Genomic DNA, 24,634 nt, shown 5'->3' on the forward strand with positions numbered 1-24,634 from the left:
ATGGGGGAGGGGGAGCGCTACGAGGAGTTCGCGCCGCCGCCCGCCTTGCGTCCCTTCATCCGCGTGCTGTGGACCTATGCGGCGCCGAAGCCGACCGGCGACGTGCAGCGCATCGCCCCGGACGGCTGCCCCGAACTGGTGATCGACCTGGCCGCGCCCTACGAGGAAGAGGGCGACGACGGCGTCTTTCGGCCCCAGCCGCCGGTCATCTTCGCCGGCCAGATGACCCGACCCATGGCTATTCGTCCCGTCGGCCCGGTCGAGATCGTCGCCGCCAAGTTCGAGCCGGACGGGGCGCGGGACTTCCTGGGGCGTCCGTTGATCGAGGCGACGGACCTGCGGCTGGACCTGGTCGCGCGACTGCGCGGCTTCACGGCCCCGTCCGGTGCTCCGGCGGCCCAGGCGGCGGCCCTGGCCGACTGGCTGGAAGGCCAGCGCCAGGCGGCCGGGTGGCGCATCGACCCCGCCGTCCGCGCCCAGGTCGCCGCCGCCGAGCGCGACGTCGAGGGGCCTGCGCTCAACCCGGCCGAGCGCCGCGCCCTGCAACGCCGTTTCCGCGACCGGGTCGGCGTGGCGCCGCGCACTCTGCGTTCGGTCTTCCGCTTCCGCCGCATCTTCGACCATGCCACGGGCCCGGACGCCGACGCCGCCTCCTGGCTGGAGGCCGGTCTGGCCGCCGGCTATTTCGACCAGCCGCAGATGGCCCGCGACTTCCGCCGCTTCCTCGGCTGCACCGCGACCGAATGGGCGCGCGATCAGGCGGAACTGGCGCGGCGGCTGGCGTCGCAAACCTACAAGCGGGACGGAGCGGACTGATCTAGGCTCCTTTTCGAACCGAGGAGGGAGACTTCGATGGCCTTGCTGACCGCACTTTCGGCCGCCGCTCTGATGCAGGCGTCCTCGCCCGCCCCCGATCTGTCGTGGATGGCGGGCTATTGGCTGGACTGCTCCGGCGGGCGCGAGGCGTCGGAGACCTGGAGCGACCCGCGCGCGGGGCTTCTGGTCGGCCATACCGTGACTGTGCGCAATGGCCGCAGCGGCTTCGAGTTCGCTCGCATCGGACCCGTCCCGGAGGGCGGTCTGGCCTATGTCGCCCAGCCGGGCGGGTCTGCACCCACCCCGTTTCGTCTGATCGAGAGCGGGCCGCATCGGGTGGTTTTCGCCAATCCCGCCAACGACTTCCCCCATCGCATCCTCTATCAACGCGAGGGGGATGTGCTGACCGCCCGCATCGAAGGGGCGGATGACGATGAGACCCGGAGTGTGGAATGGACCTTCAACAAGGCGGAACTGAACGCCCGCTGTCCGACTTGAAAGATGGGGGGCTAGAATGGCGGCCGATGACGCCCGAGGACGTCGACGGCGTCGTCGCGGTCGCCCGCCTGTCCTTCCCCGACCATTTCGAGGCGCGCGAGTGCTTCGCCGAGCGGCAGGAACTGGCGCCCGAGGGCTGCTTCGTCCTGTCCGACGAAGCCGGAACCGTCATGGGCTATCTGATGGCCTATCCCTGGCGGCGGAACGCGGCCCCGCCGCTGGACAGCCTGATCGGCGCCGTTCCCGAGGACGCCGAGGTCATCTATCTGCACGACCTGGCCGTCCACCCCGCTACGCGCGGCGGCGGCCATACCCGCCCGATCGTCGAGCGACTGGCCGAACAGGCCAAGGCGGCGGGCTGGCCCGAGATCGCCCTGGTCGCGGTCAACGAGGCGACCGCCTTCTGGGAGCGCAATGGCTTTGTCGTCCAGAACCCGCCCGGCATGGCCGAGAAGCTGGCCAGCTACGGCGACGACGCCCGGTACATGATCAGGACGCTCTGAGCATTTCCAGCACGAAGGCCAGGCGTTCGGCCACGGGCGCCTTCGGCAGTTCGATCAGGTCGTAGCCGAAGCGCGGATAGACCTCGGCCATGGCGTCGAAGGTTTGCTGCGCTTCGTCCAGATCCTGTCGGCGTTCGGTGTCCTGCTCGAAGATTTCAGGCCAGACCGGGGCGATGAAGACGCGCCGGTCATAGCGGACTTGCTGGGCCGCCCGTTCAACGTGGGGCGGGACCGGCAGGCCGCACAGGGTCAGGTAGCCGATCACGTCGGGGATGCCGCGATCAAAGAAGACCGAGCCCGTTGCCTCTTCGGCGCGGGCATGAGCCTCCAGTTCGTGGTCCAGCATCAGTTCGGCGAACAGGGCGCGGTCGCGCCAGGGCAGGGCCTCTCCATCGATGGCCTGCTGGCGGCGGATGATGGCCCGCCCGACCTCGGGCGAGGTCGCATGCTCCGCCGCCGCCAAGGCCTCGATCAGGCTGGTCTTGCCCGAGCCCGGCCCGCCGGTGACGACGATGCGTCGAGTCTTGGTCACGCGTCCCGCGTCGCCATCATCATGTAGTTGATGCCCACGTCGTCGCCCTCGCTCCAGCGGTCGTTCAGCGGGTCATAGGCCAGACCATAGGGGCCGGTGACGGTCAGGGGCTCGCCGTCCAGCATGGCGCGCAGCTCCTCGGGCTTGAGGAACTGGCGCCAGTCGTGGGTGCCGGCGGGGACCCAGCGCAGCACATATTCGGCGGCGAACTTGCCCAGCAACAGGCCCTTCAGGGTGCGGTTCAGGGTGGCGACGACCATCATGCCGCCGGGCTTGATCAGTTTCGAGCAGGCGCGGACGAAGGCTTCGGGATCGGCGACATGCTCGATCACCTCCATGGTCAGAACCACGTCGAAGGGACCCGCATTCGCTTCCACCATCTGCTCGACGGTGGCGGCGCGATAGATGATGTCCAGCCCGACCTGTTCGGCGTGGGCGCGGGCCGTGCCGATGTTTTCGGACGAGGCGTCCAGGGCCGTGACCTTAAAGCCCATGCGCCGCATCGGCTCGGCGATCAGGCCGCCGCCGCAGCCGATGTCGATCAGGCTGAGGCCGGTGAAGGGCGCGCGCGTCCGAACGTCGCGGCCATAGTGTTCGGCGGCGCGGTCGCGGACGAATTTCAGCCGCGCCGGATTGAAGCGGTGCAGGGGCGCGAACGGCCCTTTCGGGTCCCACCACTCGGCCGCCTGGGCCGAAAAGCGCGCCACATCGGCGGGATCGATGCTCGGCCCCTCGGCACGATCGGTTGCAAAGGGTGAAAAACCCTCTTCGCTTTGGGGTTTGCGCGGCTCAAGGCTGTCGTTAGAAGCGGACATGGCCGCAGGCATGAACCGCCTTGGCCGCCCATGCAAGCAGGGGACGAAACGCCACGATGACGCGGCCCGAAACGACACGACTGGTGATGAAGTTCGGGGGGACCTCCATGGGGGACCTCGAGCGTATTCGTCGTGCGGCGCGAATTATCGCCGCCGAGGCCGCCAAGGGCAAACAGATCGCCGTGGTGGTGTCCGCCATGGCCGGCAAGACCAATGAGCTGGTGGCCTGGACCGACGGCGCGGGTCCCGCTGCTGCGGGCCTGCCCCTGTCGGACGACGAATATGACGTGGTGGTCGCCTCGGGCGAGCAGGTGACGTCGGGCCTTCTGGCCCTGACGCTGCGCAACATGGGCCTGAACGCGCGCAGCTGGATGGGCTGGCAGATTCCGATCCTGACCGACGACGCTCACGGTCGCGCCCGCATCGAGGACGTCCCCGGCGACGTCCTGGGCGCCGCCGTCGACAGCGGCCAGATCGCCGTGGTTCCTGGCTTCCAGGGCGTGACCCGCGACGGCCGCATCACCACGCTCGGCCGCGGCGGCTCCGACACCTCGGCCGTGGCCGTGGCGGCGGCCCTGGGCGCCCCTTGCGATATCTACACCGACGTGGACGGCGTCTATACGACTGACCCGCGCATCGAGAGCCGCGCGCGGCGCCTGGAAAAGGTCTCCTACGAGGAGATGCTGGAAATGGCCTCCCTGGGGGCCAAGGTGCTGCAGACCCGCTCGGTCGAACTGGCCATGGCCAAGCAGGTCCCGGTTCGGGTCCTGTCCAGCTTCATCGAGCCGGATGAGAATGGAAATCTGCCGGAAAACGCCGGCACCCTGATTTGTGACGAGGATGAGATCGTGGAAAAGCGCATCGTTTCCGGCGTGACCATGAGCCGGGACGAAGCCCGGATCACGCTGCTGGGTCTGGCGGACCGCACCGACGCCCCCGCCGACGTCTTCACGCGTCTGGCCGAGGCCAACGTCAATGTCGACATGATCGTGCAGAGTCAGGCCCGCACCGAGGGCGCGGTGAACCTGACCTTCACGACGGGACGCCGCGACGCCCAGCGCGCCGCCGAGATGATGACCGCCGCCAAGGCCGAGATCGGCTTTGAGGAGCTTCGTATCGACGCCGACGTGGCCAAGATCTCGGTCATCGGCGTGGGCATGCGCAGCCACGCGGGCGTGGCCCAGACCATGTTCCGGGCCCTGGCCGACAAGGGCGTCAAGTTCCAGGCCATCTCGACCTCGGAAATCAAGATCAGCGTCCTGATCGAGGACGCCTATTCCGAACTGGCGGTTCGGGCGCTGCACGCGGCCTACGGGCTGGACGCCCTATAGGAAAACAGCAACGCCGCCCTATCTGAGCGAAGGGCGGCAAGGCGGGAGGCGACATGGTGAAGGGCGGATTGACGACGAGGGGGCCTCGCAACCTCCTGCGCCAGATCCGCGAAGCCATGGCCGGCGGCGGTCCGGCGCAGGACCGTTTGGACATGGTGGTGCGCACCATCGCCCAGTCCATGGTCGCCGAGGTTTGCTCCATCTATCTGCGCCGCGCCTCGGGCGAACTGGAGCTGTTCGCCACCCAGGGCCTGAACCCTGAGGCCGTGCACAACACCCGGCTGCGGCCGGGCGAGGGCCTGGTCGGCGAGGTGGCCCGACTGGCCCAGCCGATCAGCCTGTCGGACGCCCCGTCCCACCCCAGCTTCTCCTATCGCCCGGAAACAGGCGAAGACCCCTTCCACGCCTTCCTCGGCGCGCCTCTGCTGCGTGGCGGCCGGGCCATCGGCGTCCTGGTCGTCCAGAACCGCGCCGCCCGTCGCTATGACGAGGAAGAGGTCGAGGACATCCAGACCATCGCCATGGTCCTGGCCGAGACGGTCGCCTCGGGCGAACTGCTGGCTCAGGACGAACTGCGCGACGTCGAGGTGGCGCCCCACCGTCCCGAACGGCTGAAGGGCCAGAAGTTCGCCGAAGGCCTGGCCTATGGCGTGGTCGTTCAGCACGAGGCGCCCCTGGCCCCCGAGCAACTGCTGTCCGACAACCCCGCCGCCGAGGAGCGGCGCCTGGCCGAAGCCCTGTCGGCGCTGAAAGCCGGCATCGACGACATGCTGGAAGGCGGCCAGAGCAAGCTGGGCGGGACCTCGTTCGAGGTGCTGGAAACCTATCGCATGTTCGCTGACGACCGGGGCTGGAACCGGTCGCTGGAAGAGGCGGTGCGCTCGGGCCTGACCGCCGAGGCCGCCGTGGACCGGGTGCGCAATGAGCATCGCGCCCGCTTCGCCAAGGCCCGCGACCCCTATATCCGCGAGCGGCTGCACGACTTCGAGGACCTGGCCAACCGCCTGCTGCGGGTTCTGGCGGGCGACAATCCCGGCCAGCGCGACCTGCCTGACGACGCCATCCTGGTGGCCCGCAACCTTGGCCCCGCCGACCTGCTGGAATATCCGCGCCACAAGCTGCGCGGTCTGCTGCTGGAAGAAGGCTCGGCCGCCAGCCACGCCGCCATCGTGGCGCGGGCCCTGCAAATCCCCTGCGTCGGGCGTCTGCAAGGCCTGCGCGACCGCCTGTCCGAGGGCGATCAGGTCATCGTCGACGGCGAGACGGGCGAGGCCTATCTGCGCCCGCGTCCGGACATGCTGGCGGCGGTCCAGACCCGAATGGCCGTGCGCGAGCAGCGTCGCGCCGAGTTCGACCTGCTGCGCGACAAGCCCGCGGTCACCAAGGACGGCACGCGGGTCACGGTCCTGACCAACGCCGGTCTGGCCGTGGACCTGGAAAACCTCGACATGACCGGGGCCGAGGGCATTGGCCTGTTCCGCACCGAGTTCCAGTTCATGGTCTCGGACGAACTGCCGCGCCTGGACGCACAGACGGCGCTCTACAAGCTGGTGCTGGACGCGGCGGGCGACCGGCCCGTCACCTTCCGCACCCTGGACATCGGCGGCGACAAGGTCCTGCCCTATCTGGAGAACGAGCGGGAGGAGAACCCGGCCTTGGGCCGTCGCGCCATCCGACTGGGGCTGGACCGTCCGGCCCTGCTGCGGATGCAGGTGCGCGCCCTGCTGGCCGCCGCCGCCGGACGCGAGCTGCGCGTCATGTTCCCCATGATCGCCACGGTGGACGAGTTCCGCGCCGCGCGCGAACTGGTCGATGTCGAGTGCGACTGGGCGCGGCGTCGCGGGCGACCCCTGCCGTCCCTGCTGCGCGTCGGGGCCATGGTCGAATGCCCCAGCCTGCTGTGGCACCTGGACGCCCTGCTGCCCCTGACCGACTTCGTCTCCATCGGCACCAACGACCTGCTGCAGTACATGTTCGCCGCCGACCGGACCAATCCCCTGGTCTCGGACCGCTATGATCCCCTGTCGCCGCCGGCCCTGCGGGCCCTGGCCGAGATCCAGCAGAAGTGCGCCGACAGCGCCACCCCGGTCTCGGTCTGCGGCGAACTGGCCGGGCGTCCGCTGGAGGCCTTCGCCCTGATCACCCTGGGCTACACCCGCCTGTCGGCGCCGGCGGGCGGGGTGGGGCCGGTCAAGCGCATGATCCTGTCGGCGGACCTGCCGGCGGCGCGTCGCGGCATGGCCGTCCTGCTCGGCTCCTCGGCCGGGTCGGTGCGCGGCGAGATCGAGTCTTTGGCGCGCAAGTTGAACGTTTCGGTCTGAGAACCAAGCGGGGCCGCTTTTCCCGCGTTGCCCGCATGAGGCGCCTCGTCTAAGCGAAGGGGAGGGCGTGTTCGCGCCCGCACGCACGGAACCCCGCATGGATCAGGATCGGCAGGACGCGCCGTCCCTCGAGGACGCCGAGACGCTGGGCGAGGCCCTGCGCGCGGCCCGTCTCGCCTCGGGCCGCTCCATGGCCCAGCTGTCGACCATGACGCGGGTGCATCCGCGTTATCTGACGGCGCTGGAACAGAACGAGTTCTCGGTCCTGCCGTCGCGCATCTTCTCCATGGGCTATGTCCGCGCCTACGCTGGGGCGCTCGGTCTGGATGAGCTGACCGCCGTCGAGCGCTTCAAGCGCGAGTTCCCCGAAGCCGCCGTGCCGCTGCAGGCCCCGACCGGCGCCGCCCTGCAGCAGATGCGCCGCACCTCGCCCAAGATCCTGGCGGCGCTCGGCGTGCTGATTGTGGCCGTGGTCGGCTGGAACGTTTTCCAGCGCGTCGTCCGCATCGAGCCGCCGCATCCGTCCGATCTGGTCGCCGTGCCCAAGAACTGGGCCAAGGAGGCTGACTCCGAGGTCGAACGCGCCCTCTATCTGGGCGCGCCGCGCGCCGCCCCGCCGGACCAGACGACCCCGGCCCTCTACATCACGCCAGGATTGGAAGCTCAGCTGACGGGTGTCGATCCCGACGATCCCAACGCCGTGGCGCCGCCCGCGCCCCCGGTTCAGGCCGCCTTCAACCCGCGCGGCGCCGTCTATGGCGCCTCGGCCACGACCTCCGTGGTCACTCTCCAGGCCCGCAAACCCGCCACCCTGGTCGTGCGTCAGGGCGATGGCCGTATCCTGTTCGCGCGTCAACTGGGGGCGGGCGAGGCCTGGCGCGCGCCGCCGAACGTCTCGGCCACGGTGGACGTGTCGGACCCGACCGCCTTTGACGTCTATCTGAACGGCGAGCACAGCGGCGCCCTGCCTGCGCCCCAGTCGCCGCTTGGGACGCTGAACAATCGCGCCCAGGCCGAGGCTCGCCAGTCGGAGGCCCGCGCCGCCGCCGCCGCCGAAGCCCAGGCCCGCGCGCGCGCCGCCCAGGCCGCCGCCGCTCTCGCCGCCGCGCCGCCGCCCGCCGCCCCTGCGGTCCCGCCCGCGGGATGAATCGTCGCGGGCCGCGACTGATGTCGTGGTTTTGCCGTCGTTCCTCGCCTATGTTCCGCGCGACATGAGCGACCATTCCGAACTCGGCCACATCCGTCCCTGGCGCCACATCGAGCGCCGCAAGAGCCGCCAGATCATGGTGGGCTCGGTCGCGGTCGGCGGCGACGCCCCGATCAGCGTCCAGTCGATGACCAATACGCCCACGACCGACGCGGCGGCGACGCTGGAGCAGATCCGTCAGCTGGAAGAGGCCGGGGCCGACATCGTCCGCGTCTCCTGTCCGGACGAGGAGTCGACGGCGGCGTTCAGGACCATTGCCCGCGAAGCTCGCGTGCCGCTCGTGGCTGACATCCACTTCCACTACAAGCGCGGCATCGAGGCGGCCCAGGCGGGCGCCGCCTGCCTGCGCATCAACCCCGGCAACATCGGCTCCATCGACCGGGTCAAGGAGGTCGTCCAGGCCGCCCGCGACCACGGCTGCTCCATGCGCATCGGCGTCAACGCCGGCTCGCTGGAGAAGGAGCTGCTGGAAAAATACGGCGAGCCCTGTCCTGATGCGATGGTCGAAAGCGCCTTGAACCACGCCCGCATCCTGCAGGACCTGGACTTCCACGAGTTCAAGATCTCGGTGAAGGCCTCCGACCCCTTCCTGACGGTGGCCGCCTATCAGCAGTTGGCCGAGGCCATCGACTGCCCGCTGCACCTCGGCGTCACCGAGGCCGGTCCCTTGCGCACCGGCACCATCAAGTCGGCCATCGGCATGGGGAACATGCTGTGGGCGGGCATCGGCGACACCATCCGCGTGTCGCTGGCCGCCGACCCGGTCGAGGAGATCAAGGTCGGCTTCGACATTCTCAAGTCGCTGGGCTTGCGTCACCGGGGGGTGAACATCGTCGCCTGCCCGTCCTGTGCGCGTCAGGGTTTTAACGTCATCGAGACGGTGGCCATCCTGGAAGAGAAGCTGGCCCACGTCTCGACGGCCATGTCGCTGTCGATCATCGGCTGCGTCGTCAACGGCCCGGGCGAGGCCCTCTATACCGACGTCGGCTTCACCGGCGGCGGCAAGGGCGCGGGCATGGTCTATCTGAACGGCAAGATCGCCGGCAAGCAGGCCAATGAGGGCATGATCGACCACATCGTCGAACTGGTCGAGCAGAAGGCCGCCGAACTGGACGCCGCGCGCAAGGCGGCGGAATAGCCCTGTTCCGCTCCGGACGGCTGGGCTAGTCAGACCGGACACTGGGTTGGGGAACATCATGATCCGTCGCATCGCGCTGGCGTCTGTCTTGGCTCTTTCGCTCGGGGGCATGGCTGCGGGCCCGGTCCTGGCGCAGGCGGTCGCGGCGGCGTCGTCCGCAACCCCTGCGACCCATGTCGCCCTGTCGGCGCCGGACGGCCGCGCCATCGACGTCAGCGCCTGGTCGGCGAAGGATGAGCAGGCGGTGATCGTCTTCAGCCACGGCTGGAACAGCGACCCGGCGCGCTATCATCGCATCATCAAATACTGGACCGATCACGGCTTCACCGTCATCGCGCCGATGCATACGGATTCGCTGCAGCATCCTCGCCACGCCGAGGGCGACCAGCGCAGCTTCGTCATGACCCGGATCGTCGATCATGCGGTGGTGCGCGGCTATGCCCAGGCCAGCCATCCGGGCAAGCCCATGATCGCGGCCGGTCACTCCTTCGGCTCGTTCAACTCGCTGATGGCGGCGGGCGCGGTCAGCGTCGCGGGGCCGCTGGGCGACCCGGCGGTCAAGGCGGTGATCGCCATCTCCACGCCCGGCGTCGTGCCGGGTCTGGTCAGCCCCTCGACCTACGCCACGGTCGCCGCGCCGGTGCTGATCGTCACGGGCGACGCCGATCTGGTGCAGGGTTTCGTCACCGACCCCCGCGACCACCGGGCGGCGTTCGACGCCAGTCCGGCCGGCGACAAGATGCTGATGACCTTCGCGGGCGGCGACCATGGCTTCATCGGCAAGGCCGACCCCGCCGACTTCGAACTGATGGCCGCCACGACCGTTGATTTCATGCGCGCCCATGCTCTGGGCGATGCGGCCGCGCAGGCCCGACTGGATGCTCTGACCGCGCCCGAGGGCGTGACCATTGAACGGCGCTGAGATCATGAAGCTCTACATCACCACCCCGTCGCCCTTTGCGCGCAAGGTCCGCATCGTCGCCCGCGAAAAGGGCCTGTCCGAGCGGATCGAGGAGATCGCGGTCGATCCCTACGCCAATGCGCCGGAACTGCTGACGACCAATCCGGTGGTGCAGGTTCCGACCCTGGTGGCTGAGGACGGCCTGCCGCTGACCGACAGCCCGGTGATCGCCGAATACCTGGACGTCCTTGGGGCCGGCCCGCGCCTTCTGCCCGCCGAAGGACCCGAGCGGCTGCGCGTCAAGCGTCTGGAGACCCTGGCCAACGCCACGCTGGAGATGGGCGTCAAGCTGGTGCTGGAGAAGCGCCGTCCCGAGCACGAGCGCTCGCCGTCGTGGATGGAGCGGTGGACCTTCAACATGGGGCGCGCTCTGGATGCGCTGGAAGCCGCTGCGCCCGACGCCGAGGATTTCAACATGGGCGTGCTGAGCGCCGGGATCGCCGTCAGCTGGATCAGCTTCCGTCATCCCGACTACGACTGGAAGACCGGCCGCCCCAAGCTGGTCGCCCTGCAGGCCGCGCTGGAACAAAGGCCCAGTTTCCAGGCGACCGTCCCGGTCTGAACCGCCGCCGCAGACGGCTGTGGATGTCACGCGTTCGTGATTGACGGTCGAACGACGTGATGCCAGACATGAGGCAGGCCAGCCGGGGGGGCTGGACCGTATCCTCTTAGGGATCGTCATGATTTCCAAACGCCATGCACGGCTGGCCGTGCAAGCGCTGACGCTCGCGGGCTTGAGCGTCAGCCTGCCGGCCTGCGCCACCATCACGCGCGGCACCACCCAGGAATTCGTCATCGAGAGCAGCCCGCCCGGCGCGCGCGCCTCGACCTCGAACGGCTTCTCGTGCGAGGCCACGCCCTGCACCTTCCGCATGCCGCGCAAGGACGCCTTCACCGTGACCATCACGCGCGAGGGCTATGTGGCGCAGACCCATTCGATCGAGAGCGGCATGTCCGGCGGCGGCGGGGCGGCTCTGGCCGGAAACATCCTGGTCGGCGGGCTGATCGGCGCGGGCGTGGACGCCACCTCGGGCGCTCTGAACGATCTGACGCCGAACCCGCTGATCGTGACGCTGGAAGCCGAAGGTGCGGCGACGGCCCAAGCCGCCGCTCCCGCCGCTCCCGCTCCGCAGGCCCAGCCGTGAGCCGCGCCGTCGTGATCCGTCGCGCCGCCGTCGTCGCCGTTTCCCTGGGGCTGCTGTCGCTGGGCGCCTGCGCCTCGGCCGCCCGTCCCGAGGCCATGACCGTCCTGCCGTCGAGCGTGACCGCGGCCAAGGCCGGCGACGTCGGCTATCAGGCGGTGAAGATCGTCAATGTCTCGGGCGGCACCGAGACCAACCCCCTGCTGTGGTCCGAGGTCGCCAGCGGCGACTTCCGTCAGGCCCTGGAAGCCTCGCTCAAGGCGACGGGTTATCTAGGCGCGACGGACAGCGCGCCCCTGTCGCTGACGGCGGCCATGCTTGAACTGAAGCAGCCCCTGGCCGGCCTGGACCTGTCGGTGACCAGCCGTGTGCGCTACTCGGTGACCGACGCCTCGGGGCGCCTGGTGTTCGACGAGACGGTGGCGGCGACCGGCACCGCCAAGATGGGCGAGTCCCTGATGGCCACCGAACGTTTGCGCCTCGCCAACGAGTACGCCATCCGCGAGAACATCAAGGCCTTCATCGAACGCTTCCGCGCTCACGTCGCGCGCTGATCGGTCGAAACGGCAGGCAGGGGGCGGGACGGGCGCAGGCCGGTTCCGCCCTTTTGTTTAGCGGCCGATCAGTCCAGCCAGCTGGGCGCCCTGGAAGGCGGCGAGGAAGAGCAACAGGAAGCCGACCGCATAGGCCAACACCTTGCGCGGCACCTTCTTGACGATCAGCCCCGCGAAGGGGGCGGCGATCAGTCCGCCGACCACCAGGCCCGCCACGGCGGCGAAATGGTTCTCCAGCGCCCCGGCCTCTTCCCAGTGGCCCGTCACGAGAGCCCAGACGAAGGTGGCCGAGATGGCGACGGTCAGGAAGAATTCGGCGGTGTTGACCGTGCCGATGGCCTTGCGCGGATCGTGACCGGCGCCGACCATGGTCGAAGACACGGTCGGCCCCCAACCGCCGCCGCCCACGGCGTCGAGGAAGCCGCCGACCACGCCCAGCGGGGCGGTGATCCAGGCGGGCAGATGGCGATGCGGCACGTCATGCCCCGCGCGCCACAGAATCCAGGCGCCGATCAGAGCCAGGTAGCCGATGATGAAGGGCTTGATGATCGCGCCGTCGATTCCGGTCAGGACATAGGCCCCCAGCACCCCGCCGATCACGCCCGCGATGGCCAGCGGCAGGAACAGCCGCCACTCGACATTCCTGTGCCAGGCGTGGCTGCCCGCCGAAGCGGCGGTGGTGAAGACCTCGGCCGCATGGACGCTGGCCGAGGCCGTGGCCGGCGGCACGCCGAAGGCCAGCAGAACCGAGGATGAGATGACGCCATAGGCCATGCCCAGGGCGCCATCGACCGCCTGGGCCAGGACGCCCACCAGCAGGAACAGGAAAAAGGTGTCCATTCAGCCCTCAGCCTTGCTTCGCATCAGGCGCATTGCGCGGCCGTCTTGGCAATGGCCGCGCATCGCTTTTGGGCGCCGGCTCCCGGACGGATCAGGCCGCGGGCTCCAGGCGCGCCAGGGCGTCCAGCACGTCGCGTCCCGTATAGGGCTTGATGACCATTGCGGCGGCCAGTTCGGCATTGGCGGCGGCCGCACTGACGTCGCCCGACAGGAAGATGACCGGGGTGCCCCAGCGCGCCTTCAGGTTGCGGGCCAGATCGACGCCTGTGGCTTCGCCCGACAGGTTGATGTCCAGCAGGGCCGCGTCGATGGGGTGCAGGGCGGTGGCGGCCTCAGCGGCCTCGGCGCTGTGGAAAGGGCCGACGATCCGGTGTCCGGCGGCGTCCAGCGCCTCGGTCAGGGCGGCGGCGGCCTCGGCGTCGTCCTCGACCAGAAGCACGGTCAGGGGCTCGACCTGCGGCGCGGCGTCGGGCGTGGCGGCCGGGGCCTGACGCACCAGGACGGCGCGCAGATAGGGCCAGAGTTCGGCGGCGGGGCGGTTGGCGTCCAGGTCGAAGATCTTGGCCAGAGCCTTCAGCTCGGTCTCGGCCTCGGCGGACACGGCGGCGTCAGGACGCTCCAAAAGTCCGTCGTAGAGGGCGCAAAGCCGCGCCACATTGGCGTCCGCCCCGACGCTGGAATCCGCGTTTCCATCGAACATGCCTGTCTCCTGTCAGTTTCAGCCCAGGTGGAGCTAGGGTGTTTGCAGTTGCGAAGAAACCGACCTGACGGGCTTGTGACGACTGTTCACAATCGCTCCATCTGTGCGTGTTCGGGCCTTTTCATCGACAGGGAGCGGTCCGGCGGGTAAGGCTCCGCGCTCGATTTTTCCTTCGAAGGACGCTCCCTTGCGACTGCCCCAGGCCCGGCTCGATCAGGTGCTCGACCGCTTCCATCAGGTGGAGGCCCGCATGGGCGCGGCGTCGGACGGCGCCGAGATCGTGCGTCTGTCGAAGGAGCACGCCGAGATGAAGCCCGTGGCCGACGCGGTGCAGACCCTGGCGCGCGCTCGCGCCGAGGTCGAGGACCTGCAGGCCATGGCCTCGGACCCGGAAATGGCCGCCATGGCCGCCGACGAACTGGAGACCCTGAACGCGCGTCTGCCCGAGCTGGAACGCGAGGTCGCCCTGCTGTTGGCCCCGCGCGATGCTGACGAAAACGCCTCGGCCGTGCTGGAAGTGCGCGCCGGCACCGGCGGGGACGAGGCGGCCATCTTCGCCGGCGACCTGTTCCGCATGTATTCGCGCTACGCCTCCTCGCGCGGCTGGCGGGTCGAGGTCGACAGCGCCACCGAGGGCGAAGCCGGCGGCTACAAGGAAATCATCGCCACCGTCACCGGCGAGGGCGTGTTCGGGCGGCTGAAGTTCGAAAGCGGCGTTCACCGCGTCCAGCGGGTTCCGGCGACCGAGACCCAGGGGCGCATCCACACCTCGGCCGCCACCGTCGCGGTCCTGCCCGAGGTCGAGGACGTGGAGATCGAGATCCACGACAAGGACATCCGCATCGACACCTTCCGGGCCTCGGGCTCGGGCGGCCAGCACGTCAACAAGACCGACTCGGCGGTGCGCATCACCCACTTCCCGACCGGGATCGTCGTGACCTCGTCGGAGAAGTCGCAGCACGTCAACCGCGACAAAGCGATGAAGAATCTGCGGGTGCGCCTTTACGACATGCAGCGCCAGATGAAGGACACGGCCCGTTCCGACGCGCGCAAGTCGCAGGTCGGTTCCGGCGATCGGTCCGAGCGCATCCGCACCTACAACTATCCGCAAGGGCGGGTCAGCGATCACCGCATCAACCTGACCCTGCACAGCCTTCCCCAGATCATGGAAGGCGACATCGATCCCCTGCTGAACGCCCTGATCGCCGAGGATCAGGCCGCGCGCCTGGCCGATCTGGAAGCCGAGTTCAGCTAAGCCTCTAGCGGCGTTTGATACGCCGCTTCAGCACCCGGTCTCCCAGGGCCTCGGCGTATTTCAGGGTAAAGGCCAGGGCCGCCGGATTGCCGCGGCGGGGGCCGACGGAGTCCGCCATGACCGCGCCGCGTTCGCCGATCGGCCGCGGCTTGCCCGTGGTGGTGTCCCGCGCCGTCTGGTGCTCGATCTCGGCGTTTAGGCGGGCGCCCATCAGGATCACCTGCACCGAGAACCAGGTCCACAGCAGGAAGCCCATGGCCGCCGCCAGGGGGCCGTAGGAATCGGTGCGCACGAAGTTGCTCAGGAACCAGCTGAACAGGAAGGAGACCAGCAGGCTCAGCGCCGCCGCGAACAGGGCGCCCGGCGTCAGCCAGCGCCAGCGCGCCCGCGCTCGGCACGGCCCGATGCGATAGATCAGGGCCAGGGCCGCCACATAGCCGAGATAGAGCAGGGGCCAGCGCAGGGGCGCCAGATGCGCCCATTCCTCTTCCAGGCCGAAGACGGACAGGACCACGGGCACGCCGACCACCAGGGCCGAGCTGAGCAGCACCGCCAGCAGACCCGAGACGGTGACCCCCATGCACAGCAGGTTGTAGGTCAGGATATTGCGCCGCTCGACCTCGTGATAGGCGAGGTTCAGCCCATAGAAGAGGGTCTTCACCCCGCCGTTGGCCGCCATCAGCGACAGGGCCAGGGTCCAGACCAGGGTGAAGGTCAGCTGCCCAGTCGAGCCGCCCGCCAGACGGGTCATCTCGGCCCCCAGGAATTGGGCCACGTTCGAGGGCAGGACCTCGTAGAGGAAGCTCAGCTGGTTCCAGGCGTCGGCCGGATCGGCGAACAGGCCATAGATGGTGACGAAGGCGCCGAGCGTCGGGAACAGGGCCAGCAGCATGAAGAAGGTCACGCCCCCGGCGACGAAGCCGACCCGGTCGCCGAAATAACCCATGCCCGTTCGCCAGGCGATGTCGGTCCAGCCCTTGCGTGGAATGCGGGTCGGATGCTGCGCCAGCCGCCCGCGTCCGGGCTCCTCGGCGTCATAGTCCTCGGGCGTGGGGTCGCGCGGGGGCAGGGGCTCGGGGCGTTTGGGCCTCAACTCGACGCCGTACTTATGACCCTGGGTATAGAGCAGGTGCGCCGCCGTGGCCCCGGCCGCCAGCCCGCCCGCCGCCGCGCCCAGATAGCGCCAGACCGCGCCGCCGCCATCGCGCCGACGTGGCGCGCGTTTCAGAAGGTTCTGCATCCCCATCCGCCCCTCAACGGCCACGCTCCGACTGCGTTCCGTCTTGAAATCGCCCGCAGCAAGGGCCAATCAGCGATCATGTCCGAAAACGCTCCCGCCGCCCCGACCCTGCTCACCGCCTGGAAGGGCGCGCAAGCCCAGTTCAAAGCCGCCGGCATCGACAGCCCGTCGATCGACGCCCGCCTGCTGCTGGAGGCCGCGACCGGCGCGGGCCGCGTCGACATTCTGACCGACCCCTACCGCGTCATCGACGCCGACAAGTTCGCTGCTATGGAGGCCATGGTCGCGCGTCGCCTGAAGCGCGAGCCGGTGTCGCGCATCCTGGGCAGGAAGGGCTTCTGGAAGATCATGCTGAACGTCACCCCCGACGTGCTCAGCCCGCGCCCGGACACCGAGACCCTGCTGGACGTGATTGTCCGCACCTATGCGCCGCAGCGCGCCTTCGACTTCATCGATCTGGGCACCGGCTCGGGCGCCATCCTGCTGGCGACCCTGATGGAGCGTCCTGGCGCGCGCGGCGTCGGCACAGACATCTCGACCGAGGCCCTCGCCGTGGCGCGCGAGAACGCGGCCAACCTGGATCTGAACGACCGCTGCACCTTCATCCGCACCGAGTGGGCCGCCGGATTCGCCGACGACAGCTTCGACCTGGTGGTGTCCAACCCGCCCTATATCCCCACCGCCGACATCGCCGGTCTGGACCCGGAAGTGCGCGAACATGATCCGCATCTGGCGCTGGACGGCGGCCCGGACGGCCTGCAGCCCTATCGCGACCTGGCCCCCGAGATCGCGCGCATCCTGCGGCCCGAAGGCGTCTTCGCCGTCGAAATCGGCTGGGATCAGGGCGAGGCGGTCAAGGCCCTGTTCGAGGCGGCGGGCTTCACCGGCGTCAAGGTGGTCAAGGACCTGGGCGAGCGCGACCGCGTCGTCACCAACGGCCCTGACCCGCGCGTCGATCCGATCCCTGAGGCCTGATCCGGGTCGCAAGGGCCGCGCAACAAAAGCCTTGGAAACCGCTTCGTCGCGCGCTAAGTCCTTTCTTGTCTCCCACTCAAACGCATCCTTTTCGGGCAGGTTTGCTCGCTCAAGCGCGTCTGGGCCAGTGACGGTCGGGCCGGTCGGCCCGGCGGACCACAGGGCGGCGAACGGTTTTCCGAGCACATCGATACGGGGATTGGCCCCGACCGAACGGAACGACGAACTGGGTCCTGCCCGTCCTTGAACGACGGCGGCCCGCACCAGCACGGTAAGCTCCGATGAGAGATTTCAAGGGCATGAAGCGTCAGCGCGGACGCAACCGGAAGCCCGGCGGCGGCGGCAACAACGCCAATGCGACCAACCCGAACCGGTCGTGGGATTCGCAAGGCCCTGAGAACATCAAGGTCCGCGGCAACGCCCAGACCGTCTATGAGCGCTACATGCAGCTGGCGCGCGACGCCTCGGCCGCCGGCGACCGCGTCCTGGCCGAGAACTACACCCAGCACGCTGAACACTATTTCCGCGTCCTGCGCGCCCTGCAGCCGCAGCGCCCGGTGAGCGAGATCGCCCAGCGCGAACTGGCCGGTCAGGGCTTCGACATCGACTTCGAGGACGAGTCGGGCGCCCAGGCCGCCGCCATCATCGCCGCCGCCCAGGCTGAACAACAGAAGGCCGAGGACGACGCCCGTCGTCAGGCCGAGCGCGCCGAACGCGACGCCAATCGCGACCGTGACCGCGACTACAACCGGGACCGCGACAACAATCGTGATCGTGATCGCGAACCGCGCGCCGAACGTGAACCGCGTGAGCCGCGCGCCGACGACCGCGAGCCCCGCGCCGAGGGCGACCGCGAAGGCGGCCGCCGCGAAACCCGCCGCGAGCGCTGGGAGCGTCGCCGCGAAGAACGCAACCGCCGCTTCGAGGCTGGCGAGGCCACGCCCGAGGACGAAGCTCGCGCCCTGGCCGAGGCTGAATACGTCCCCGACGCCGCCGCCGAACCGGCCGCTGGCGAGCCCGCGCCTGTCGCCGAAGAGGCCGAGGCCCGTCCGGCCCGCGCCCCGCGCCGTCCGCGCGCCGAACGCGTCCCGGCCGAAGCGCCCGCCGACAGCGACGTCAGCGACGGCATGGGCCTGCCCGGCTTCCTGACCCGTCCCTCGACGCCGGCTGCGGACGAGGCCGAGGTTTCGGAAGAGGCGCCGGCGCCCAAGCGTCGCGCCCCGCGTCGCAAGGTCGAACCCGCCGCCGACGAGGGCTGATCCTCGACGCGCAACTTTAGCGCGTATATTTACATAACCGCAATCTATAGGCGTCATTCTCGAGGCATCGGGAGGACGTGCGATGGAACTCGTTCTGGTGGTGGTCGCTCTGGCCTTGTCCGGCTGCTGGGCGGGGATAAGGCTCGCGATCAGGGCCAGGCGCGAGGCGGCGACCCTGCGGCGGCTGAACGCCACCCTGGAGGCGCGGACTGAGCAGCGCGCGCGCGAGCTACAGACCGCCCTGACCGTCGCCGAGGGCCAGGCCGCCCAGGTCGAGGCGGCGCACCGGGCCAAGACCGAGTTCCTGGCCAGCATGAGCCACGAACTGCGCACCCCGCTGAACGCCGTCATCGGTTTTTCCGACCTGATGCGCCTGAACGAGGCGCACGAGCCCCTGACCCATCGCCAGCATCAGGCCCTGGAGCAGATCCGCGCCGCCGGCGCCCGGCTGCTGACCCTGGTCGACGAGGTGCTGAACCTGGCCGACATCGAGGGCGGGCGTTTGGCTCTGAACGTGGAGCGCGTCGATCCCCTGCTGGTGGCGCGACAGGTCTGCGAGACCCTGCGTCCCATGGCCGAGGCGGCGGGGATCGAACTGCGCGAGCCGCCGCCTGTCGCCGGCCTGGCGGCCCTGGCCGATCGCGAGCGCCTGCGGCAGGTGCTGACCGCCCTGGTCGCCAACGCCGTCAAATACAATCGCCCCGGCGGCGTGGTGCTGATCGAGGCGCGTCAGTCGGCCGAGGGGGTCAGCCTCAGTGTTCATGACACCGGGCCGGGCCTGCCCGCCGCGCACATGGACGGCCTGTTCCAGCCCTTCAATCGCCTCGGCCGCGAAGCTTCGGAGGTCCCGGGCGCGGGTCTGGGCCTGGCCGTGGCGCGGCGTCTGATCGAGGCCATGGGCGGACAGTTGGGCGGCGACAGTCGCGAGGGCGAAGGGGCGGTTTTCACCGTCCGCCTGCCGGCCGCGACCGAGGCGCCGCGCACCGTGACCGCATCCTTCGCGCCGAGGGTGACCCTGCCTGACGCCACCCTGCTCTATGTCGAGGACAATCCGTCCAACATCGCCCTGATGCGCCATGTGATCACGGCCCTGGGCGGGATGCGGCTGCATGTCGCCGAAACGGGGCCGGAGGGGCTGGCCCTGGCGCGCGACCTGAGGCCCGACGTCGTCATCCTGGACATCAACCTGCCGGGCATCGACGGGTTCGAGGTCAAGGCGCGGCTGGCCGAAGACCCGCTGACGCGCGGCCTTCCCGTCCTGGCCCTGTCTGCGAGCGCCGCCTTCGCCGACATCCGGCGCGGACGCGAGGCGGGCTTCCTCGAATACCTGACCAAGCCCCTGCAGATCCCGGCCCTGGCCCAGGCCCTGTCGCGGGCGCTGACGTCGGATGTCGAGGCTCCAGACGCATGCGGAGACGCCGACGCGGACGCCGCCTGACGCGGTCGGGCGAACGGTGTCGCCGCCCGCCGGGGTTGACGCGGCGCGCCGGTAGGGCTTCCTAGGGGCGAGGGGCTTTTTCGACCCTGTGTGAGGGAGAGCCCATGTCACGCTCGTCGGCCGGTATTTCGCGATCCAAGGCGAGGGGGCCTCGCGCCCTGATCCCGAGTCTGTTGGCGACGGCCCTGCTGGCGAGTTGCGCGACCACGCCTCCGCCGCCGCCCCCTCCGCCGCCGTCTGTGCCGGATGCGCCGAGCGGCGCCGTTCTCAGCGACTGGCGCGGGGTCATCACCGCTTCCGACCGTGATCGTTACCAGCGCCGCGACGCCGCCTGGACCCTGGCCCTGCAGCAGGCCAGGCGTCAGCCTGGCTCGGGCGACCTGTCCGCGCTCGGGGATCTGATCGTTCCCGGCGCGGCGCGGCCCTCGGTGACGCCGCCGGTCGGCGCCTATCGCTGCCGCACCATCAAGCTGGGGTCGCAGGGCGGCGAAGAGGGGCTGGGCTATGTGGTCTACGGCTGGTTCGCCTGCCGTATCGAACAGACCGCCGGCGGCCTGAAATTCTCCAAGCTGACGGGGTCCCAGCGGCCGAGCGGTTTGCTGTATCCCGAGAACGACCGCCACATGGTCTTCCTCGGTTCGATGGCCCTGGCTTCCGAACCCGCCGCCCGCGCCTATGGTCGGCGACCCGATCGCGACATGGTCGGCGTGGTCGAGCGCATCGGCGAACAGCGCTGGCGTCTGGCCATTCCCTGGCCCGCGAACGAGTCCAATCTGGACCTGATCGAGCTGGTTCCGGCCGCGCGCTGAGGCCGAGCGTCGCCCCTTGACCGGGGCTGCAGGCGGCGTCCACCCTGAAGCCTGTTCAGAATTCAGGGGAGGCGCGCATGCGCGGCATTGGTTTCACTATCGGTTCGATCATCGCCATCGGCGTCCTGATCGCCGTCGTCCTGGTCGGCTTCCCGACCTACAACGTCTATTCCAAGCAGATGGCGGGCAAGGCGGCCTACGAAGAGGCGGTGCAGAACCGCCGCATCCGCGTGCTGGAGGCCCAGGCCGCCCTGGACTCGGCCAAGCTGACCGCCGCCGCCGAGATCGAGCGCGCCAAGGGCGCCAACGAGGCCAACCGCATCATGGCCGAGGCCCTGGGCGGCCCCGAGGCCTATCTGCGCTGGTCCTACATCAACATGCTGCAGGAAACCGCCGGCAAGGAAGGCCGCCAGACCATCTACATCCCGACCGAGGCGGGGATGCCGATCCTGGAAGCGGGTCAACGTCCGGCGCGCTGACCTGAGCCCTTCTCCCCTTGTGGGAGAAGGTGGCCCGTCAGGGCCGGATGAGGGGTCTTGCGACGGTGGATGAGGGTGATGTGGCTGCTCGCCAGAAACCCCTCATCCGTCTCGCTTCGCGAGCCACCTTCTCCCACAAGGGGAGAAGGGTTAGGGCGTTCAGACCCGCGTCAGCCGCAGGTCCTGGTAGTCGTAGCTGAAGTCGATGTCCGGCGAGACGCCCTTGACCGTCGCCGTCGCGGGCTTGGCCGTGGCGATGCTGAAGGTGATGAAGGCGTCTTCCTCGCGCTTGTCGGGGAAGCGGGTGCGGAAGGTCTCGCCGTCATAGGGCTCCAGCCAGCCCTTCAGCGCCGGGGTGTGGGTGAAGCTGAGCCACAGGCCGGTCTTCCTGTTGCGCCCGCGTCCCTCGGTCTTCTGCTCGATGGTGATGTCGCCGTACCAGGGGTCGCGCCAGGTGCCGACATAGGCGTCCAGCGGCATGGAGGGCGGGGCGCCCGCCGCCTGCTTGGCGTCGATCTCGACGGCAGCCTTCAGCGACTTCTCGGTCCCCTCGGCCTCGCGCTTCTTGGAGTCGGCGATCCAGTCGACGTCGACCTGGTTCATGGCGATGTCCGACAGGCCCGAGCGCAGGGCGCGCAGCAGGAAGCTCTCTTCGGCGTTGGTGAAGACCGAGAAGCCGATCTTGCGGCCGGGGATCAGGACGGTGGAGGAAATGCCGCCCGGCGAGCCGCCGCCGTGGGTGGCCAGTCGCTCGCCGCGATAGTCCTGCACCTGCAGGCCCATGGCGTAGGTCGAGGCCACGGCGCGGTTGGGCAGTTCCGCCGTCGGCCCGTTCGACGACGAGACGATGATGTTGGGCTTGTACATCTCCTTGGCGGCGGCTTCGGAGAAGAGGCGCGAGCCGTCGGCCAGTCTGCCGTCGTTCAGACGCACGGCGATCCACTTGGCCCAGTCCGTCGCGCTGGCGCAGATGCCGCCCGCCGCCGCCGCCGAATCCCAGTTCCACACCTCGGCGATGGAGGCCGCGATCTGGGTCATCGGTCCTTGCAGCCGCAGCGGCGGCCCGACGCGGGCGTGGGGCAGAGCGGACTTGGCCGGATCGGCCAGACGCGCCAGAGGCACGCTCTCGCTCATGCCCACCTTGTCGAAGATGCGGGTCTGGACGAAATCCTCCCACGACAGGCCGGACACCTTTTCGATGACCGCGCCCGCGACCACGAACATCAGGTTGCAGTAGTGGTAATCCTCGCGGAAGCCGTCCTCGATCGGCACGAAGGCGGCCTGCGCCAGAACCTCGGCGCGCGTCCGGTCGCTGTTGGGCCAGAACAGCAGATCGCCGGCGCCCAGGCCGAAACCGGCGCGGTGGCTCAGTGTATCGCGCACGGTGATGCGCTCGCCCACCATCGGGTCCGACAGGGTGAAGCCGGGCAGGTAGGTGCGGATCGGCTCGTCCCACTTCACCTTGCCCTCATCGACCAGGATGGCCAGGCAGGCGGCGGTGACGTTCTTGGAGTTCGACGCGATGGCGAACAGGGTGTGTTCGTCGGCGGGCTCATTCTTGCCCTGACGGCGTACGCCGTAGCCCTTGGCCAGCACCGTCTTGCCGTCGCGCACCAGGGCCAGGGACACGGCGGGCTGCTCGGGCCAGGCGGCCATGCAGCGTTGCACCCAGGCGTCGGCGGCGGCGGCGATCTCCTCATCCGAGCGCGCGTCGGCGCGGGTCTGGGCCAGGGCCAGGCCGGGCAGGGCGGCGCTGGTCGTGGCGACGGCGGAGGAAATCAACGCCGCGCGGCGCGACAGGCGGATGGACATGGGCAGACTCCCGAAAACTGAACGGCGACGCTAGCGCCGCCGCTCCGCCGGGCCAAGTGCCTAGGCCGCCAGCCGCCACCTCTGCAGGTGGTCCAGCACGTCGGCGACGATCTGCGTGCGGGTGAAGCCGGTCAGGTCGCGCGGCCGGCTGCCGTCTCCGGTCTGGGCCGTCATCCGCCATTCCAGGGCGCGGCGTCCCTCGGGCGCCTCCAGCGCCGTCAGGGCCGGCAAGGGGCGCGAACGGGCGCCGATGCGATAGAGGAAGTCGCGGCCGTTGGCGTGCTCGACCACCAGCCAGACCCCGTTCTCGTCGGCCTCGACGCGACTGTGGTCCACCCCTTCATTGGACAGGGCGTCGCGCACCTCGACCAGGGCGGGGGCGGCCTGGCGCTCGATCTGACGGGCGATGTCCTTGCGACTGGCAGGCGAGAAGATGCGCTTCAGCCGTTCGCCGATCGGCGGGGCCTCGGTCTCGAGCGCCTCGCCCCTGAGGTCGGCGTTCATCTGCCGCGCCAGACCGAAACAGGCCAGGATCATGATGACGGCGAAGGGCAGGGCCGCCACCAGGGTCGCCGCCTGCAGGGCGCCCAGGCCGCCCGCGAGCAGCAGCAGGGCCGCCGCCAGACCTTGCAGCACGCACCAGTAGATCCTCTGCCAGCGCGGGGTGTCCTCGGCCCCGCCCGAGGCCAGGGTGTCGATCACCAGCGACCCCGAATCCGCCGAGGTGACGAAGAAGACCGCCACCAGGGCGATGGCCAGGAGCGAGGTGACGGCCGTGCCCGGCAGGTATTCGAAGAAGTGGAACAGGGCCGTCGACAGGTCGGTCTGGACCGCCTCCGAAATGGCTCCTGCCGCCACACCGAGGTCCAGGCTCATGGCCGAATTGCCGAAGACCGTCATCCACAGGAAGGTGAAGGCCGACGGGACCAGCAGCACGCCGATCAGGAACTCCCGCACCGTGCGCCCGCGCGAAATGCGGGCGATGAACATGCCCACGAAGGGCGACCAGGCGATCCACCAGGCCCAGTAGAACAGGGTCCAGTCCGCCATCCAGGCGCGCGGCTCATAGGCGTAGAGGGTGAAGGTGCGCACGAAGAAGTGGTCCAGATAGAGGCCGAAATTCTGCACATAGGCCCGCAGCAGGAAGAGGGTCGGCCCCGCGACCAGGACGAACAGCATCAGGCAGACGGCCAGGGCCAGGTTCAGTTCCGACAGCCGTCGCACCCCCTTGTCCACCCCGGTCAGGACCGAGATCGTCGCCGCGCCCATGACCACGGCGATCAGCCCGACCTGCATGATGACGTTGCTGGGCAGGCCAAAGACATAGTGCAGCCCCGAGTTCATCTGGGCCACGCCCAACCCCAGGGAGGTGGCTATACCGAACAGGGTGCCGCAGATGGCGAAGATGTCGACCGCATCGCCCAGCCAGCCATTCACCCGCTTGCCCAGCAGGGGATAGAGGCTGGAGCGCATGGTCAGGGGCAGGCCCTTGCGGTGGGCGAAATAGGCGAGGCTCAGCCCCACCACGGCGTAGATGGCCCAGGCGTGGACGCCCCAGTGGGTATAGGTGATGACCATGGCCTCGCGCGCGGCCGTCAAGGTGCCGGGCTGGGCCTCGGGCGGAGCGATATAGTGCTGCACCGGCTCGGCCACGGCGAAATACATCAGGCCGATGCCCATGCCTGCCGCGAACAGCATCGCCAGCCACGAGACATAGGGGAAGTCCGGCTCGGCGTCGTCCGGTCCCAGCTTCAGCCGCCCGGTGGGCCCCACCGCCAATACGGTCACGAACAGCAGAAAGCCGGCCACGGAAGCCACGTAGAACCAGCCGAAGGTGTCGATCACCCAGGCCTGGGCCGCGCCGAATATGAGGCCGGAGGTCGAGGGCGCGATCAGGGCGAGGAGAAGCAGGGCGCCCGCGATGGCGCTGGCCCCCCAGAAGACGCGGGGGTTCATCTTGGTCGTCAGCATGGGCCCCCAACGCAAGGCTACGCTTGAGGTTCCATCGG

Annotated in this window: 24 protein-coding genes; 17 read left to right on the top strand and 7 right to left on the bottom strand. The window is 69.4% G+C overall.

What is annotated here, in order from left to right:
* The 3 genes from ACR9FL_RS00315 to ACR9FL_RS00325 are packed head-to-tail and all read left to right on the top strand — an operon-like array spanning position 1 to position 1,817.
* Positions 1 to 816: an AraC family transcriptional regulator gene (locus ACR9FL_RS00315; RefSeq protein ID WP_436356674.1), complete on the top strand. Its 816-nt coding sequence runs from the start codon at positions 1 to 3 to the stop codon at positions 814 to 816.
* Between the two features lie 36 nt (positions 817 to 852).
* On the top strand, positions 853 to 1,314 hold the full coding sequence (locus ACR9FL_RS00320) for a DUF6265 family protein (RefSeq protein ID WP_436356675.1): 462 nt from the start codon (positions 853 to 855) through the stop codon (positions 1,312 to 1,314).
* Between the two features lie 26 nt (positions 1,315 to 1,340).
* Entirely contained in the window at positions 1,341 to 1,817 is a 477-nt protein-coding gene (locus ACR9FL_RS00325) for a GNAT family N-acetyltransferase (protein WP_297934942.1), read from the top strand.
* Here ACR9FL_RS00325 and ACR9FL_RS00330 read toward each other — a convergent pair.
* Together ACR9FL_RS00330 and ubiG are read right to left on the bottom strand one after the other, a co-directional pair.
* On the bottom strand, positions 1,804 to 2,349 hold the full coding sequence (locus ACR9FL_RS00330) for an AAA family ATPase (RefSeq protein ID WP_436356676.1): 546 nt from the start codon (positions 2,347 to 2,349) through the stop codon (positions 1,804 to 1,806). The genes ACR9FL_RS00325 and ACR9FL_RS00330 overlap by 14 nt on opposite strands.
* Positions 2,346 to 3,164: a bifunctional 2-polyprenyl-6-hydroxyphenol methylase/3-demethylubiquinol 3-O-methyltransferase UbiG gene (gene ubiG, locus ACR9FL_RS00335; protein ID WP_436356678.1), complete on the bottom strand. Its 819-nt coding sequence runs from the start codon at positions 3,162 to 3,164 to the stop codon at positions 2,346 to 2,348. Before ubiG ends, ACR9FL_RS00330 begins: the two co-directional genes overlap by 4 nt.
* Positions 3,165 to 3,220: 56 nt before the next feature.
* Between ubiG and ACR9FL_RS00340 the strand changes: the two genes are divergently transcribed.
* From ACR9FL_RS00340 to ACR9FL_RS00375, 8 genes are all read left to right on the top strand, one after another.
* A complete protein-coding gene (locus ACR9FL_RS00340) occupies positions 3,221 to 4,495 on the top strand; it encodes an aspartate kinase (protein ID WP_296176212.1) in 1,275 nt (424 codons plus the stop codon).
* Between the two features lie 53 nt (positions 4,496 to 4,548).
* On the top strand, positions 4,549 to 6,816 hold the full coding sequence (ptsP, locus tag ACR9FL_RS00345) for a phosphoenolpyruvate--protein phosphotransferase (protein WP_297934946.1): 2,268 nt from the start codon (positions 4,549 to 4,551) through the stop codon (positions 6,814 to 6,816).
* A 97-nt stretch (positions 6,817 to 6,913) separates the two neighbouring features.
* Entirely contained in the window at positions 6,914 to 7,963 is a 1,050-nt protein-coding gene (locus tag ACR9FL_RS00350; RefSeq protein WP_296176758.1) for a helix-turn-helix domain-containing protein, read from the top strand.
* 64 nt (positions 7,964 to 8,027) lie between these two features.
* A complete protein-coding gene (gene ispG / locus ACR9FL_RS00355; RefSeq protein WP_436356680.1) occupies positions 8,028 to 9,161 on the top strand; it encodes a flavodoxin-dependent (E)-4-hydroxy-3-methylbut-2-enyl-diphosphate synthase in 1,134 nt (377 codons plus the stop codon).
* Between the two features lie 58 nt (positions 9,162 to 9,219).
* The gene (locus ACR9FL_RS00360) at positions 9,220 to 10,083 is read left to right on the top strand and encodes an alpha/beta hydrolase family protein (protein WP_436356681.1); all 864 of its coding nucleotides are present in this window, start codon (positions 9,220 to 9,222) and stop codon (positions 10,081 to 10,083) included.
* A gap of 4 nt (positions 10,084 to 10,087) precedes the next feature.
* Positions 10,088 to 10,684: a glutathione S-transferase N-terminal domain-containing protein gene (locus ACR9FL_RS00365; RefSeq protein WP_436356682.1), complete on the top strand. Its 597-nt coding sequence runs from the start codon at positions 10,088 to 10,090 to the stop codon at positions 10,682 to 10,684.
* A 118-nt stretch (positions 10,685 to 10,802) separates the two neighbouring features.
* Complete coding sequence (locus ACR9FL_RS00370; RefSeq protein ID WP_436356683.1) at positions 10,803 to 11,267, top strand: translation initiation factor 2; 465 nt, start codon at positions 10,803 to 10,805, stop codon at positions 11,265 to 11,267.
* On the top strand, positions 11,264 to 11,818 hold the full coding sequence (locus ACR9FL_RS00375; RefSeq protein ID WP_436356684.1) for a hypothetical protein: 555 nt from the start codon (positions 11,264 to 11,266) through the stop codon (positions 11,816 to 11,818). The genes ACR9FL_RS00370 and ACR9FL_RS00375 overlap by 4 nt, the downstream gene beginning before the upstream one ends.
* Before the next feature lie 57 nt (positions 11,819 to 11,875).
* On the opposite strand, the gene ACR9FL_RS00380 is transcribed toward ACR9FL_RS00375, so the two are convergent.
* Together ACR9FL_RS00380 and ACR9FL_RS00385 are read right to left on the bottom strand one after the other, a co-directional pair.
* Positions 11,876 to 12,658 (bottom strand): sulfite exporter TauE/SafE family protein, encoded by a 783-nt coding sequence (locus tag ACR9FL_RS00380; protein ID WP_296176778.1) that lies wholly within the window; start codon positions 12,656 to 12,658, stop codon positions 11,876 to 11,878.
* A 91-nt stretch (positions 12,659 to 12,749) separates the two neighbouring features.
* Positions 12,750 to 13,358 (bottom strand): response regulator, encoded by a 609-nt coding sequence (locus tag ACR9FL_RS00385; RefSeq protein WP_296176781.1) that lies wholly within the window; start codon positions 13,356 to 13,358, stop codon positions 12,750 to 12,752.
* Positions 13,359 to 13,545: 187 nt separating this feature from the next.
* Here ACR9FL_RS00385 and prfA point away from each other — a divergent pair, with 187 nt between their 5' ends.
* Positions 13,546 to 14,613 (top strand): peptide chain release factor 1, encoded by a 1,068-nt coding sequence (gene prfA / locus ACR9FL_RS00390; RefSeq protein ID WP_296176783.1) that lies wholly within the window; start codon positions 13,546 to 13,548, stop codon positions 14,611 to 14,613.
* Between the two features lie 4 nt (positions 14,614 to 14,617).
* Here prfA and ACR9FL_RS00395 read toward each other — a convergent pair whose 3' ends face one another.
* Positions 14,618 to 15,853 (bottom strand): YihY/virulence factor BrkB family protein, encoded by a 1,236-nt coding sequence (locus ACR9FL_RS00395; protein WP_436356685.1) that lies wholly within the window; start codon positions 15,851 to 15,853, stop codon positions 14,618 to 14,620.
* Positions 15,854 to 15,931: 78 nt separating this feature from the next.
* Here ACR9FL_RS00395 and prmC point away from each other — a divergent pair, with 78 nt between their 5' ends.
* The 5 genes from prmC (at position 15,932) to ACR9FL_RS00420 (ending at position 20,813) form a co-directional block, all read left to right on the top strand.
* Positions 15,932 to 16,828: a peptide chain release factor N(5)-glutamine methyltransferase gene (prmC, locus tag ACR9FL_RS00400; RefSeq protein WP_436356686.1), complete on the top strand. Its 897-nt coding sequence runs from the start codon at positions 15,932 to 15,934 to the stop codon at positions 16,826 to 16,828.
* Positions 16,829 to 17,109: 281 nt separating this feature from the next.
* The gene (locus tag ACR9FL_RS00405) at positions 17,110 to 18,087 is read left to right on the top strand and encodes a DUF4167 domain-containing protein (protein ID WP_436356687.1); all 978 of its coding nucleotides are present in this window, start codon (positions 17,110 to 17,112) and stop codon (positions 18,085 to 18,087) included.
* A gap of 82 nt (positions 18,088 to 18,169) precedes the next feature.
* Positions 18,170 to 19,525, top strand: coding sequence for a hybrid sensor histidine kinase/response regulator (locus ACR9FL_RS00410; RefSeq protein ID WP_436356688.1), 1,356 nt, complete (start codon positions 18,170 to 18,172; stop codon positions 19,523 to 19,525).
* Between the two features lie 104 nt (positions 19,526 to 19,629).
* Complete coding sequence (locus ACR9FL_RS00415) at positions 19,630 to 20,334, top strand: DUF4893 domain-containing protein (RefSeq protein ID WP_436356689.1); 705 nt, start codon at positions 19,630 to 19,632, stop codon at positions 20,332 to 20,334.
* A gap of 77 nt (positions 20,335 to 20,411) precedes the next feature.
* Entirely contained in the window at positions 20,412 to 20,813 is a 402-nt protein-coding gene (locus ACR9FL_RS00420; protein ID WP_436356690.1) for a hypothetical protein, read from the top strand.
* Positions 20,814 to 20,972: 159 nt separating this feature from the next.
* Here the strand turns inward: ACR9FL_RS00420 and ACR9FL_RS00425 are convergent, their stop codons facing one another.
* The gene (locus tag ACR9FL_RS00425; protein WP_436356691.1) at positions 20,973 to 22,625 is read right to left on the bottom strand and encodes a serine hydrolase; all 1,653 of its coding nucleotides are present in this window, start codon (positions 22,623 to 22,625) and stop codon (positions 20,973 to 20,975) included.
* 60 nt (positions 22,626 to 22,685) lie between these two features.
* Positions 22,686 to 24,596, bottom strand: a complete 1,911-nt coding sequence (locus ACR9FL_RS00430) for a BCCT family transporter (RefSeq protein WP_436356692.1) — start codon at positions 24,594 to 24,596, stop codon at positions 22,686 to 22,688.
* Positions 24,597 to 24,634: the final 38 nt, after the last annotated feature.

The organism is Brevundimonas sp. CEF1, assembly GCF_051353055.1.
Classification (GTDB): Bacteria; Pseudomonadota; Alphaproteobacteria; order Caulobacterales; family Caulobacteraceae; genus Brevundimonas.